11 protein-coding genes are annotated in these 13,587 nt (G+C 66.6%); 6 read left to right on the forward strand and 5 right to left on the reverse strand.

Annotated features, from left to right (window positions below):
* Positions 1-6 precede the first annotated feature (6 nt).
* The 3 genes from BKA07_RS14780 to mtrA form a co-directional block, all read right to left on the reverse strand.
* A complete protein-coding gene (locus tag BKA07_RS14780) occupies positions 7-1,731 on the reverse strand; it encodes an LpqB family beta-propeller domain-containing protein (protein ID WP_167951559.1) in 1,725 nt (574 codons plus the stop codon).
* On the reverse strand, positions 1,728-3,674 hold the full coding sequence (mtrB, locus tag BKA07_RS14785; RefSeq protein ID WP_245161966.1) for an MtrAB system histidine kinase MtrB: 1,947 nt from the start codon (positions 3,672-3,674) through the stop codon (positions 1,728-1,730). Before mtrB ends, BKA07_RS14780 begins: the two co-directional genes overlap by 4 nt.
* Before the next feature lie 98 nt (positions 3,675-3,772).
* Complete coding sequence (gene mtrA / locus BKA07_RS14790; RefSeq protein WP_167951561.1) at positions 3,773-4,453, reverse strand: MtrAB system response regulator MtrA; 681 nt, start codon at positions 4,451-4,453, stop codon at positions 3,773-3,775.
* A 136-nt stretch (positions 4,454-4,589) separates the two neighbouring features.
* Here mtrA and BKA07_RS14795 point away from each other — a divergent pair, with 136 nt between their 5' ends.
* From BKA07_RS14795 to BKA07_RS14815, 5 genes are read left to right on the forward strand one after another with little or no spacing between them, the layout of a single operon-like run.
* Positions 4,590-5,636: a hypothetical protein gene (locus BKA07_RS14795; protein WP_167951562.1), complete on the forward strand. Its 1,047-nt coding sequence runs from the start codon at positions 4,590-4,592 to the stop codon at positions 5,634-5,636.
* Positions 5,633-6,433 carry a hypothetical protein gene (locus tag BKA07_RS14800; protein WP_209043988.1) on the forward strand — a complete coding sequence of 267 codons (801 nt, stop codon included), beginning with the start codon at positions 5,633-5,635 and terminating at the stop codon, positions 6,431-6,433. Before BKA07_RS14795 ends, BKA07_RS14800 begins: the two co-directional genes overlap by 4 nt.
* Positions 6,430-7,695, forward strand: a complete 1,266-nt coding sequence (locus BKA07_RS14805; RefSeq protein ID WP_167951563.1) for a DUF4350 domain-containing protein — start codon at positions 6,430-6,432, stop codon at positions 7,693-7,695. Before BKA07_RS14800 ends, BKA07_RS14805 begins: the two co-directional genes overlap by 4 nt.
* Positions 7,692-8,750 (forward strand): AAA family ATPase, encoded by a 1,059-nt coding sequence (locus BKA07_RS14810; RefSeq protein ID WP_245161967.1) that lies wholly within the window; start codon positions 7,692-7,694, stop codon positions 8,748-8,750. The genes BKA07_RS14805 and BKA07_RS14810 overlap by 4 nt, the downstream gene beginning before the upstream one ends.
* Positions 8,751-10,037 (forward strand): DUF58 domain-containing protein, encoded by a 1,287-nt coding sequence (locus BKA07_RS14815; protein ID WP_167951564.1) that lies wholly within the window; start codon positions 8,751-8,753, stop codon positions 10,035-10,037.
* Positions 10,038-10,076: 39 nt separating this feature from the next.
* On the opposite strand, the gene BKA07_RS14820 is transcribed toward BKA07_RS14815, so the two are convergent.
* Positions 10,077-11,075: a stage II sporulation protein M gene (locus tag BKA07_RS14820; RefSeq protein ID WP_167951565.1), complete on the reverse strand. Its 999-nt coding sequence runs from the start codon at positions 11,073-11,075 to the stop codon at positions 10,077-10,079.
* 93 nt (positions 11,076-11,168) lie between these two features.
* Here BKA07_RS14820 and BKA07_RS14825 point away from each other — a divergent pair, with 93 nt between their 5' ends.
* The gene (locus BKA07_RS14825; protein ID WP_342449087.1) at positions 11,169-11,993 is read left to right on the forward strand and encodes an RDD family protein; all 825 of its coding nucleotides are present in this window, start codon (positions 11,169-11,171) and stop codon (positions 11,991-11,993) included.
* A 96-nt stretch (positions 11,994-12,089) separates the two neighbouring features.
* On the opposite strand, the gene ahcY is transcribed toward BKA07_RS14825, so the two are convergent.
* Entirely contained in the window at positions 12,090-13,580 is a 1,491-nt protein-coding gene (ahcY, locus tag BKA07_RS14830) for an adenosylhomocysteinase (protein WP_167951566.1), read from the reverse strand.
* Positions 13,581-13,587 lie beyond the last annotated feature (7 nt).

Raw genomic sequence — 13,587 nt, forward strand, 5'->3', positions numbered from 1 at the left:
CGCTTCTCAGCCCGGGTAGGAGGGGTCCTTTGCCGAGATGTCGATGAGCTTCTGCCAGGCGTTGGAGTTATAGGAGTAGATCTCACCGGACGAGCTCGTCACCAGGATCGACCGTCCGTCTTCGCCGGAAGCGATGCGGCTGCCGTCGGGCACCTCTCCCAGCTGCTCGGGTGGGCCGGTCACGCCGATGCGGAACGGCTGGATGCGTTCGTTCTCCGTCGCCGCCAGGGCCACCAGCGATGTCGATCCGGCCCAGGAGATGTCCTTGACCTCCTCGAAGTTCGAACCGACCTCGATCGGTGCGTCGGAGACTCCGTTGGCGGGATTGCCCGCCTTGTCACGGGGGATGCCGACCACGTCGATGCGCGACGGTTCATCCTTGTCCTTGCTCAGCAGTGCGATTCGCGTCCCGTCACGAGAGACCTCCAGGTCGATGAGTTCGCGGCCCGAGAGGAAGTCGGTGGCCACGGAGTACTCCTGGCTGTCCTTGCCGATGGCCGTGAGCTTGCCCTTGTTCTCGCGTTCTCCGGTCCAGACAGTGTTGAAGCGGTCGATGCTGGGGCGAACGAGTCTCTTGCCCTTGAGGATCGGAGTCGCATCGGCGGCGTCGTCGGCCTTGAGCCGCATGAGCTGTTTGCCGGAGTTCTGCAGGTAGACGTAGACCGAGTCGTCGAAGGAGACGGCAGGATCGCTGGCCTTGGCCTCGGACAGGTCCGGGCTGTTGTCGACCTTGGCGACGGTCGTTCCCGAGATGCGCGAGAGCCGGTCGTTGGCCAGCACGACGGGTGGACCATCGACCTGGACGGACGTGTCGGTCTTGGGCTGCAGGCTCTCCGAGACGACCTGTCCCCCGATGGTCAGTTCGATGCTCGAGATCGAGGGGATGACCTTGAGCGTCGATGCGATCTGCTGCCGGATCAGCCCCTTCTCCCGGTCCGTCGGTGCAGGGTTCTGGTTGCCCAGGGATACGTGGGCGACGCCGTTCTCGATGGTCACGACCTTCGAGTCGCTGAGCTTCGCACCGTCCGGCAGCGCTGTCACGACCGCACCGGAGAGGTAGGGCGCCGGTCCGCTGAGGAGTTCGTTCATGATCGCGGTCGGCGTCGAGGAGGAACGCAGGAACCAGCGGGAATCGGGAACCAGGTAGGAGTAGTCGGACGTGAAGAACTCGAGGGAATAGTTGAGGAAGATCGTCCGGAACTCGGTCTGGGAGATGAGCAGCCCATCCGGCGCCGAGGCGATCCGCCATTCCCCGTTCTCCTGCCTCAGGGAGAACTCCATGTTCGACTGGGTTCCGGGTTTGGTGGAGTTGAAGATGCCCGAGGAGTTGACGAGTCCGACGACGGGCGCCGACATGGTCAGCGTCTTCTGGTCGGAGGTCACCTCGTAGTTGAGCGAATCCAGGTCGGTGTCGTTGGGCAGCAGCGACACCGACTCCTGCGGGTTCCACTCCTGGGCCTCGGCCTCGGTGAGGAAGGATTTCGCGACGGAGAAGTTGTTGCCCGTGCCGGCGCCCGCGGCCAAGAAGCCGCGCACGATCTCACCGACGCTGTCACCGGGTTCGGGCCCGTCGGGGATCCGAGCGCTGCTGGCCCCCGGGTCCCCGGAGCCGGCTTCGATGTGGCCGACGGGTGATTTGGTCGGGATCGACGAACAGGCCGTCAGAGCCAGGCTGGCACAGACGGCGAGGATGAGCATGTGCCGACCCTTCCCGCTCCGAGGCGTCGTCATGACTGTGGTCCTCCTTCGCGTGCTGCTTCATCGTCGTGTGCTGCATCGTCGGCCGCCGGAGTGGCCTCGACCTCTTCAGCGCTCCGGCCGTTGCCCGGGGCCCCATCGGAGCCGGAGTCCTCGGCGGTCTCTGATTCTCCGGCGGTCTCGGATTCCCCGCTGCCGACCGTGGCGTCGGCACCGTCAGCGTCGTCAGTGGCGTCAGTGTCGACCGGGTCACCGGTCTCACCAGTGTCACCGGTGTCGCCCGTGTCACCGGTCGTGTCGGTCCCGTCGTCGATGATGGCATCATCGCCGCGAACGATCTCGCCCCCGTCACCATACTCGTCGCGGGTGGGAGGAGCCTGACCGGTTTCGACCACGATGGGAATCGAGCCCGTCTGGATCCGCACGGAGCCGTCGGACGACAGTGGTCCCGCGACGAGCGCGGCACCCTGGATCCGCGCGTCGCGCGGCGGCAGCGGCAGCGGTGAGGAGGTGATCTCCTGATCGGGTCGACGTGGCATGGTCAAGCGGAAGCATGAGCCCTCCCCCGGTTTGCCCCACACCTGCAGCCAGCCGTTGTGCAGGTGGGCGTCCTCGAGCGAGATCGCCAGGCCCAGACCGGAACCGCCCAGGGTCCGCTTGCGGGCGGGATCGGCTCGCCAGAAGCGGTCGAAGACGTGCTCGACCTGCTCTTCGCTCATGCCCACGCCGTGGTCCCTCACGCTCACAGCCACCGCCTCGGCGTTGGAGGCGACGTAGACGTCGATCGGGTTCGACTCCCCATGCTCGATCGCATTGACGACGAGGTTGCGCACGATCCGAGTGATCCGCACACGGTCGACCTCGGCCATCACGGGCGAGGACGGGGCGTGGACGACGATGTTCGTCGACATCTGATCGGCGACCATCGACACGGTCTCGATGACCGACGTCACGACCGCCCCGACGTCGACGGGCTTGGCCACCAGGGCAGCGGCGCCGGCGTCGTAGCGGGAGATCTCGAGCAGGTCCGCGAGCAGACTCTCGAACCTCTCCGCCTGCGAGTTCAGCAGTTCGGCGCTGCGTGCGGTCACGGGGTCGAGGTCGTCGCGGGAGTCGTAGATGAGATCGGCGGCGGCGCGGATCGTGGTCAGCGGAGTGCGCAGCTCGTGCGAGACGTCCGAGACGAACTGGCGCTGCAGCACGGACAGTCTCTCCATCTGCTCGATCTGGTGCTGAAGGGTGTCGGCCATATCGTTGAAGGACTCGCCGAGCACCGCGATCTCGTCGTTGCCGTGGACCGGCATGCGCTCGTCCAGGTCACCGTCGGCGATGAGGCGAGCCACCTCGGCGCCGGTGCGCACGGGCGTGACGACGAGCCGGGTGACGATCCAGGCCACTGCGCCCACGAGCACGACGAGGACCAGAGCGGCGACGAGCATCGACCTCTGCACGAAGTCGAGGGTGTCCTGCTGTTCGGACAGGTCGCCGAGGTAGTAGAGCTGGAACTGCCCGGCGCCGGGGATCTGCAGCTCCTGCGAGATCAGCAGACCCGGCCCCGATCCGTTGGGCAGGGCCACGGACTGGTAGAGCATGTCGTCGGTCGGGGCCTTGCCGATGGCGTCTCTGAGCTCATCGGTGACGGGGACCTCGGCGGCCCCGCCGTCGGAGTCGGTGGCGCCCGCGCTGATCCGCGAAAAGGAGGAATTCGGGTCGCTGGGTTCGAGCGTGAGCGAATAGACCGCTCCCGTCGACCGGTTGTAGATCGACGACAGCTGGGAGTTCAGGTTCTCCTGGGTCACGGCCTGACCGTCGACAGGTGCCAAGCCGCGCAGTTCGGAGACGATGGTCCCGGCCTGTGATGACAGGGACTGCAGCCTGGTGTCGAAGAGGCCACGCGAGATCTGCTGTGACATATACGTCCCCACGCCGAAGATGGCCACGGAGGTGAGGACGATGGTGAGAACGACGATCCGCAATTGCAGAGAGTGACTGAACGATCGGAGCAAGAATCTCCAGAACGTCAGAATCGCCGAGGCTGCGGTCCGGATCGCCCCTCCCACAGCCGAAGAGCGGCTCACGCCGCTCTGCCTGCCTTATATCCGACTCCGCGCACGGTGACGATGATGTCCGGCTTCTCCGGATCCCGTTCGATCTTCGATCGCAGGCGCTGCACGTGCACGTTCACCAATCGGGTGTCCGCCGCATGCCTGTAGCCCCACACCTCTTCGAGCAGGGTCTCGCGAGAGAACACCTGCCACGGTTTGCGGGCCAGGGCCACGAGCAGATCGAACTCGAGCGGCGTCAGCGAGATCGGGGAACCGCCCTTGGTCACCGTGTGCCCGGCCACGTCGACGACGACGTCCCCGACGGTCAGCAGCTCCGGTGCCTGCGGTTCGGAGATGCGCAGACGGGCACGCACCCGGGCGACGAGCTCCTTGGGCTTGAACGGCTTCGGCACGTAGTCGTCGGCACCGGACTCGAGGCCGAGGACGACGTCCACGGTGTCCGATTTGGCCGTGAGCATGATGATCGGCACCGAGGAGATCTCGCGGATCTCCCGGCAGACCTCGAGCCCGTCCTTGCCCGGCAGCATCAGGTCGAGGAGCACGAGGTCCGGGTTGACCTTCTCGAATTCGCCGAAGGCCTGATCTCCGGTCGCACAGAAAAAGGGCTCGAAGCCTTCACTTTTGAGCACAATTCCGATCATTTCGGCCAAAGCCGTGTCATCATCAACTACGAGGATACGAGCGTTCATCCTCCCATTGTCGCTTATCGGGGTCCAATCTTTCGACCTCGACACCCCCAGCGGTGAATGCACCCGTTGTCAACTGGGTGTCAGGGGGCGGTTCGGCTCGGCAGTCCGGCATCAGGCATGGCAGGATTGTGCGGTGATGGGACGATCGAATGCGTGGACCTCCGAGGTCGATTGGCAGACCGGTCAGTGGCAGCAGCGAGGTCAGGGTCCGACGCATCACGAATGGCACCCGCCTTCCCCGCGTGGCATCCTCGCAAAACGGCCGCTGACCTTCTTCGAGGTGCTCGATTCCGGCTTCCGGCTCCTGCGCTTCATCCCCGGACTGACCATCGGCGCGGCTCTTATCGTCTTCACCCTCTGGACCCTGGTGCTCACGGCCGTCGGGACCTTCATGGTCCTGAGGTTCCTGCCGTTCCTCGACGCCCTCGTCAGCAATGACGACGCGATGTCCGGATTCTTCCTGCTCGCCCAGATGGGATCGTTCGCGATCAGCCTGCTCAGCCTCGGCGCCGCCCATTTCCTGGCAGGGCTGGCCTCCGGCGGTGCCGAGAACTCGTTCGGTGCACGCAAGACCACTCTGTCCCAGTCCTGGGCGTCTCTGCGCGGACGCCGCTGGTCGCTCATCCTCGCCGCCCTCGTGCTGGGAGCGATCAACCTGGGTCTGCTCGTCCTGTTCGGCCTTCCCGCTCTCCTGCTCGCGCTGTTCGACAACACCGTCCTCGCCGTCGTCGCCGCGCTCCTCGCACTGGTGCTGTGGGTCTGCGCGCTGATCTGGCTGAACCTGCGCTTCGCGTTCACCGGTTCGACGATCGCCGTCGAGGGACTTCGTGTGGGCGCGGCTCTGCGCAGATCCTGGCGGCTGACGAGCACAGGCTTCCGGCGGACCCTCGGCCAGCTCGGCGTCGGCTACTTCCTGTCCAATCAGCTCGTTCAGCTGATCATCTCCCCACTGGTCACGGTCGTCACGGTCGTGGCCACCGTCGCCGTCAACACCGCGGACGCGGCGACCCTGACGATCATCGGCGTCATCGCCGGGGCGATCCTGCTCGTCCTGACGACGGTGTCCTCGGCGATCCTCTTCGCCTATTTCTCCTGCCTCGTCTGCGTCTGCTACTTCGACCGGCGCATGCGCACCGAAGGGTTCGACCTGGTTCTCATCCGCCGAGAGGAGAAGACCGCATGAACGTGCTGCTCAATTCCGTCGTCGACCGCGGCACCGGCCGCGAATGGGTCGAGGAGGAACTGTCGAAGCAGGAGTACTCGGACAACGATCTGACTCCGCTCGAACAGCTGGGCCAGTGGCTGAATGACGTGTTCAACGCGCTCATCTCCGGGGCGCTGAGAGCCAACTCGCCGTGGCTGATCATCATCGTCGTGGTGGTCGTGGCAGCCATCGTCGCGCTCATCATCTGGCGGGTCCGCCGTGTCGGGCTGAAGAGGGCCTCGGTTCCGCTCTCGGCCTTCGACCCCGTCGTCGCCTCCCCCGACCCCGATCCCTGGCGAAACAGCGCCCGGGCCGCCGCCGAGCGCGGTGATATGGCGACGGCGGTCATCGATTCCGCACGCGCCATCTTCGCGGTGCTCGACCAGAAGCACATGGTGACACTCGATTCCGCGTCGACGGCCACCGAACTCGGCCGCACCGCCGGAGGCCGCCTGCCCGAGCACCGGCGGCAGCTGACACGGGTTGCGAGCATCTTCAACGACTTGCTCTTCGGCGACCGCGACGAGCACAATCCGAGCGGCGACTGCGAGGGCGAGGGCGACGACCACGATGCGAGCGACCGCGACGACGGCACGCAGCGCCACCTCGGCGTGGATCCTTCGGGCTCGTCCGTGCCCGCTCCTGCGGGCAAGTCGTCGGCGGATTCTACGGGGCCGTCCCCGCACGCGCTGTCTGCGATCTACACCGAATTCCTCGCCCTCGATGAGACCCTGAGCGCTCTGCCCGCTCGTCATCGATCGGCGGTGACGGCATGAGCGCACTCATCGACGTCGCCACCCGGGGCACTCGCTCGAGCCCGGCGGTGCCGCTGTCCGCCCGGCTGCGATCGGCCGGGGTGTGGATCGTCGCGGCCGTCGTCATCCTCATCACCGTGATCGCGACGATGCTCATGACCTCCGACCGCGAAGCCGAAGACCCGCTCCACTACGACTCCACGGCTCGCGACGGCACGAAGGCCATGGTCGAGACCCTGCGCTCACACGGAGTCGACGTCACCACCACCGAGGACTACGACACGGCGCACGAGGCCTCCGGTCAGCCCGACACGACCCTGCTGATTCCCACGAACGCCGACCTGCTCACGCAGGGCGACATCGACGGAATCCGATCCGAACTCGCCGCGTCCGACAACCGACTGACGCTCATCGATCCCGGCTACGCGCTCCAGGGCTTCACCGAGCGCATCACGGTCAACGACAGCATCAGCCCCCTGGCCACCCCCGACGAGGTCTCGCAGCCTGATTGCGACGTGCCGGCCGCGCAGGCCGCCGGTCCCGTCGAGGCCGGCGACACGGAGTACGCGGAGGCGCGCAAGGGCATCGACGGCCTGGAAGCCTGCTACCCCCTCGCGGGCCCCGGCGTCGCACCCGTCGACGGCGGACAGGTCACTCCGGGTTCGGCCCATGGGCAGCTCATCACCGATGAGGGCGGCGAAGGCAGGGAGGACTTCCCGATCACCGTCCTCGGCAACGCCGATTGGGCGACGAACTCGGGCATCGACGAAGAGGGGCACGCCGCACTCGTGCTCTCCCAGCTGTCGCAGACCGACAACCTGGTCGTCTACTATCCCACGGGCACCGACGAACTCGAGCCGGCACCTTCGACCATCGACTTCGTGCCCAGCTGGTTCATCGCCGGCGCTCTGTGGCTGGTTCCCTGCCTGGCCATCCTCCTGCTCATCCTCGGCCGCAGATTCGGCCCCCTGGCCGTCGAACGCCTGCCGGTCATCGTCCCCGCGGTGGAGACCGTGCACGGTCGGGCGGCTCTGGCCGCACGGAGCCACGATCGGACCGGGGCACTGCACACCCTGCGCACGGGAGCCCTGCTGCGCATCGCGAAACGACTCGCGCTGGGCCCCGAGGCCGGCCCACGCGACATCATCGCCGGCATCTCGGCCACGACCGGCCGTGACCCGGCACAGGTCGACCGGGTCTTCTCCTCCGCGGTCGCGCGCACAGACTCGGACCTGCAGAACATCGTCCATCAGCTCACTCTCATCGAAAGCGAGATCCCATGACACAGGCTCCAGGCGAGAACCCCGGACCGCAGCAGCCCCAGCAGCCTCAGTACCAGCAGACGGAGCAGCCTCAGCAACAGCCGCAGCAGCAAGCGGACCAGGAGCGCGACCCGCTGCGGGAGGCCTTCGCCGGCGTTCGCACGCAGATCGCCAAGGCCGTCGTGGGCCAGGACGAGGCCGTCACGGGCATGCTCATCGCCCTGCTGTGCCAGGGGCACGTGCTGCTCGAGGGAGTCCCCGGTGTCGCCAAGACCCTCCTGGTGCGCAGCTTCGCGAAATCGGTCAGCCTCGACAACACCCGCATCCAGTTCACGCCCGACCTCATGCCCAGCGATGTCACCGGCTCACTGGTCTACGACGCGTCGGTGTCGAACTTCGAGTTCCGCTCCGGCCCCGTATTCACCAATGTCCTCATCGCCGATGAGATCAACCGCACCCCGCCCAAGACCCAGTCGGCTCTGCTCGAGGCCATGGAGGAGCACCAGGTCTCGGTCGGCGGAGGCTCCCGTCGCCTGCCCGAGCCGTTCATCGTCGCGGCCACCCAGAATCCGCTCGAGTACGAGGGGACCTATCCCCTGCCCGAGGCTCAGCTCGACCGCTTCCTCTTCAAACTCGTGCTCGGACTGCCCGAACGCGAACACGAGTTCGAGATCCTCAACCGTCATGCCCACGGTTTCGACGCCTCCCACCTCGCCGAGGCGGGACTGGAGCCGGTGGCCGATGCGGCGATGATCGCTCGTGCCCGGGAGGCCATCAATGAGGTCTACATCGCCCCGCAGGTCATCACCTACATCGTCGACCTCGCGCGAGCGACCCGGCAGGCGCCGTCCCTGGCCCTGGGCGTCTCTCCCCGCGGCGCCACCCGGATGCTCGGCGCCGCACGTGCCTACGCTTGGCTGTCGGGACGCGGCTACGTCACCCCCGACGATGTCAAGGCCCTGGCCCACATGACCCTCGGCCACCGTGTGATCCTGCGCCCCGAAGCCCAGATGGACGGCCTCAACGTCGACCAGGTCCTCGACTCGATCATCGCGACCACCGAAGTCCCACGCTGAATGACGACGCGACTGCTCCTGCTGGCCCTGCTCGGGCTCGTCCCCGTCATGCTCGTCCCGGGGTGGACGAGCGCACTGATCGTGGCCGGCATCATCGCCATCGCCGCCGTCGTCGACTTCTTCCTCGTTCCCCCGCCGAGGCTGGTCTCCCTGCAGCGCACACCCGGACCCATGGTCCGGCTGGGTGACCCGACCGACTGCACCCTCACGCTCGTCAACGACTCCCCCAGACGACTGCGGATCGCCGTCCGTGACGCCTGGTCCCCGAGCGCCGGGGCGAAGAGCACCCGCTCCTCGTTCGTCCTGTCCGCCGGCGCCGATGCGCAAGTGGTCACCGAACTCCTGCCCGTGCGTCGAGGCGCCCTGGAGGCCGACAAGGTCACCATCCGCTCGCGCAGCCCCCTCGGGCTCATCGCCCGGCAGAAGAGCGTCGATGTGCCCGCCGTCGTACGGGTCCTGCCGCCGTTCGTCTCGCGCCGGGAGCTGCCGTCGAAGACGCAGAAGCTGCGTGAACTCGACGGGCGCTCGGCCGTGATGATCCGGGGCATGGGCACGGAGTTCGATTCGCTGCGCGACTATGTCGACGGCGATGATGTGCGTTCGATCGACTGGCGGGCCAGCGCACGGGCCCAAGACCTCGTCGTCAAGACCTGGCGGCCCGAACGTGACCGGCGAGTCGTCATCGTCGTCGACTCCTCACGGCTCTCGGCCCGCAGGTGCGGCGGCGGCACCGTCTTCGATGCGGCCCTGGAGTCCGCGCTGCTGCTGACGGCCCTGGCATCGGGGGCCGGCGACCGGGTCGATGTCGTCGTCGCCGATGCGCGCATCCGTGCGATCGCATCCAGCCACCGGTCGAAGGATCCGGTCCATGATCTGTCGGTGGCGCTGACGACGGTCCATCCCGAGCTCTACGATGCCGATTGGGAGCAGATCTCGTCGACCGTTCTGTCCACCTCGCGTCAGCACGCCCTCGTCGTCCTCGTCACCGCTCTGGACGAGGGCAGCGTCTCCGATGAGATCCTGCCCGTGCTGCCGACGCTCATGGCCCGTCACAGAGTTGTGCTGGCCTCTGTCGAGGATCCCGGCCTGGCCGAGCTGGCGGCCGACCGTGACGGAACCGATGAGATCTTCACCGCTGCCGCAGCAGAGGCGGAGCTGCTGAGGGCGAAGTCTCTGCAGACCCGCCTGCGCGGTGCCGGCGTCCAGTCCGTCGCGGCAGGTCCCGATGACCTTCCGGGTGCTCTGGCCGACCTCTACATCGACCTCAAGGCCACCGGCAAACTCTGAAGACGGCGCCGCTGCTCCGTCCTCCGTGAGCTCGTGCCCCTACCGGTCGGTGGCGAGGACCGAATATCCTGCCTGGTGTTCATCGAGGTCGGCGCTGAGTCCTGCTCGGGCTGCTCGCTTGCCAAAGTACCAGGCGTAGGCGATGACCAGCGCTGTGTAGGCGACGCCGATGGCGATCTTGAGCGCCGGCGGGATCGGGTTGGGGGTGACGAAGCCTTCGATGAGACCCGAGACGAACAGCATGATGACCAGTCCACCGGCCACGGTCAGCAGGGATCTGGCCTCCGAGGCGAGTCTGTTCCGGCGCAGCCGCGGGCCCGGCACCACCCAGGCGAAGAAGAGTCGCAGTCCCGCCGCGGCCGCGAGGATGATGCAGCTGATCTCGGGGATGCCGTGCGGGAGGATGTAGAGGAAGAAGTCGGAGCCCTTGTCGAACTCGAACATCATCGCCCCGGAGAATCCGACGTTGACGGCGTTGGAGAACAGTCCGGAGACGACGAAGACTCCGGTGATGCCCAAGAGGACGAACTGCACGGCGATCCAGGCGTTGTTCGTCCACACGCCCACGGCGAAGAAGCCGTTCGGGTTCTCCTTGTAGTAATCGACGAAGTCGTGTTCGGCGAACTGTTTGCGGAAGGCGTGGTCGCCGAAGGTCTCCAGGACCTCCGGGTGCATGCCCGCCCAGATCCCGGCCAGGCTCGCCACTGCCAGAAAGCTTGCGGCCACGATGAGGAAGTCCCAGCGCAGCCGGTAGATCGACAGCGGCAGGCTGATGACGAAGAAGCGGGAGAGTCCGCTCAGGCCCCCGCTGGGCACGGCGGAGAGGTGGTTGCGGGAGCGGTGGACGATTGCGGACAGCCGGGCCGCTTCGAGAGAGTCCGGGGCCACCGTCATGATCCGCGACAGGTCCTTCGAGGCGTCACGGTAGAGGTCGAGGAACCTCTGGGTCTGGCCCGGATCCAGGGTGTTCTTCTTGGCCAGCATGGACAGTTCGCGCCACTTGTCGCCGTGCAGTTCGGCCAGCAGATTCGGGTCCATGGTGCCACCCTATCGGACCGGTGGGGCCACCGTTCTGCGGCCTCCGGGCGATCCGCCATGAAGTGGTGGGGCCGATTATGACAGGATGGATCCGTGAGTACTTTGGTGACAGGTGAAGCCGTCGAGCTGAGCATCCAACCCGCGGCCCTGGCTGCCCGCGCGCTCAGCTGTCTCATCGACTTCGTCGTCTACTCGCTCGTCAACATCGGTCTGCTCATCGCCGCATTCTGGTTCCTGCTCCAGATCCTCGACGTCAACGCGCTCCTGCTGACCTCGGTCATGACCATCATGAGCATTTCGGTGTTCGTGCTGCTGCCGATGATCATCGAGGTCCTCACCCACGGCAGGTCGATCGGCAAGCTCAGCCTCGGCCTGCGGGTCGTGCGTGACGACGGTGGTGCCGTGCGGGCCCGACATTCGTTCATCCGGGCCATCCTCTGGCCCTTCGAGATCCTGTCGTCCGGGGGCGGCCTGGCCGCTCTTTCGGGTCTGATCTCGCCACAGTCCAAACGTATCGGCGATTACATGGCGGGGACGATGGCCGTCAGCGAACGCAGCGCCCCGCCGCTGCCGGTCCGCACCCATGTCTCCCCGCACCTGCACAATTGGCTGGCCGAGACCGATATCGCTGCGCTTCCTGCCGGGCTGCATCGACGGATCGTGCAGTTTCTGGCGACCTCTGAGAACCTGGGACGCGATTCGCGCTGGGAGCGGGCGAAGGAGCTCGCCACCGAACTCAATCCCTACGTCGCGCCGGCCCCGCCGGAGGGGACGATGCCCGAACAGTTCCTGTCGGCGGTCATCCACCGCCGACGATCCGCGGAATTCGCCAAACAGCAGCGCCGCAGTGAACAGTCACGGGCCTTCCGGGCCGGGGTCGACACTCTCCCGCACGGGCTGAGCCTGCAGAGCCGCTGACCCAGCCGCATACTCGGGCCACTCACTCAGGCCAAGAGAAGACCAGGCCCGAACCCATCGGCGGATGGGAGTCGGGCCCGAATGAGTTCGGCAGGCTCAGTACCGGTAGTGCTCGGGCTTGTAGGGCCCGGCGACGTCGACGCCGATGTATTCGGCCTGTTCCTTCGACAGGTCGGACAGCCTCGCCCCGAGCGCGGGCAGGTGGAGGCGGGCGACCTTCTCGTCGAGTTCCTTCGCCAGACGGTGCACATCGTCGTCGTAGCGATCGGGGCTGTTCCAGAGCTCGATCTGCGCGAGCACCTGATTGGCGAACGAGGCGCTCATCACGAAGGACGGGTGGCCGGTCGCATTGCCGAGGTTGAGCAGGCGGCCTTCTGAGAGGACGAGGAAGTCCGTCCGGTCACGGTCCAGTCCGAGATCGGCTGGTACGGGCACGCGCCATTCGTGGACCTGGGCCTTGACCTCGACCTTGGTCACGCCGGAGAGCTTGGCCAGACCTGCCAGATCGATCTCATCGTCGAAGTGTCCGACGTTGCCGACGATCGCCCCGGGCTTGAGACTCTGGAGCACCTCGACTCCGACCACGCGCGTGTTGCCCGTGGTCGTGATGATGATGTCGGCGCTCGGTGCCACAGCGGCGAGGTGTTCGACCTGGTAGCCGTCCATCGTCGCCTGCAGGGCGCAGATCGGGTCGATCTCGGTGACGATGACCCTGGCACCCTGCCCACGCAGCGCCTCGGCGGCGCCCTTTCCGACGTCGCCGTAGCCGACGACAACGGCGATCTTGCCGCCGATGAGGACATCGGTGGCGCGGTTGAGTCCGTCGGGCAGGGAGTGGCGGATGCCGTAGCGATTGTCGAACTTCGACTTCGTCACCGAGTCGTTGACGTTGATGGCGGGGAACGGCAGCTTGCCCTCCTCAGCCAGACGGTACAGACGGTTGACTCCCGTCGTGGTCTCCTCGCTCACTCCCTTGATGCCGGCTGCCATGCGAGCGAAGCGGCCCGGCGAGGCCTCGAGCGAACTGTGCACCTGTGCGAGGAGGACCTTGAAGTCCTCCGGGTCGTCCTCGCCGGCTGTGGGGACTCCCCCGTCGAGTTCGGCCTGGGCGCCCTTGAGAACATACATCGTGGCGTCGCCGCCGTCGTCGAGGATGAGGTTCGCGCCCTCGTCGAAGTCGAAGATCTTGTCTGCGGCCCACCAGTACTCTTCGAGGGTCTCACCCTTCCAAGCGAAGACCGGGACACCGGCGGGGGCGTCGACGCTGCCGGTGCCGACGACGACTGCGGCAGCGGCCTCGTCCTGGGTGGAGAAGATGTTGCAGCTGGCCCACCGGACCTGGGCACCGAGCACGACGAGGGTTTCGATGAGCACGGCCGTCTGCACCGTCATGTGCAGACTGCCGGCGATGCGGGCCCCGGTCAGCGGCTTGCTCTGGCCGAATTCCTCGCGCAGTGCCATGAGTCCCGGCATCTCGCGTTCGGCCAGTCGGATCTGGTGCCGGCCAGCCTCGGCCAGACTCAGATCGGCGACCTTGAAGTCGGTGGATTCGAGCACGGTACCTCCATAGGAAACGGAAACTGTCATCGTCTGC

The sequence above is a fragment of the Brevibacterium marinum genome, assembly GCF_011927955.1.
GTDB lineage: Bacteria > Actinomycetota > Actinomycetes > Actinomycetales > Brevibacteriaceae > Brevibacterium > Brevibacterium marinum.

What these genes read in the sequence shown, in the direction of transcription:
- ahcY (WP_167951566.1), bottom strand. Translation starts at nt 13,580, where the DNA reads ATGACAGTTTCCGTTTCCTATGGAGGTACCGTGCTCGAATCCACCGAC.
- BKA07_RS14795 (WP_167951562.1), top strand. Translation starts at nt 4,590, where the DNA reads ATGGGACGATCGAATGCGTGGACCTCCGAGGTCGATTGGCAGACCGGT.
- BKA07_RS14805 (WP_167951563.1), top strand. Translation starts at nt 6,430, where the DNA reads ATGAGCGCACTCATCGACGTCGCCACCCGGGGCACTCGCTCGAGCCCG.
- mtrA (WP_167951561.1), bottom strand. Translation starts at nt 4,453, where the DNA reads ATGAACGCTCGTATCCTCGTAGTTGATGATGACACGGCTTTGGCCGAA.
- BKA07_RS14800 (WP_209043988.1), top strand. Translation starts at nt 5,633, where the DNA reads ATGAACGTGCTGCTCAATTCCGTCGTCGACCGCGGCACCGGCCGCGAA.
- BKA07_RS14780 (WP_167951559.1), bottom strand. Translation starts at nt 1,731, where the DNA reads ATGACGACGCCTCGGAGCGGGAAGGGTCGGCACATGCTCATCCTCGCC.
- BKA07_RS14810 (WP_245161967.1), top strand. Translation starts at nt 7,692, where the DNA reads ATGACACAGGCTCCAGGCGAGAACCCCGGACCGCAGCAGCCCCAGCAG.
- BKA07_RS14820 (WP_167951565.1), bottom strand. Translation starts at nt 11,075, where the DNA reads ATGGACCCGAATCTGCTGGCCGAACTGCACGGCGACAAGTGGCGCGAA.
- BKA07_RS14815 (WP_167951564.1), top strand. Translation starts at nt 8,751, where the DNA reads ATGACGACGCGACTGCTCCTGCTGGCCCTGCTCGGGCTCGTCCCCGTC.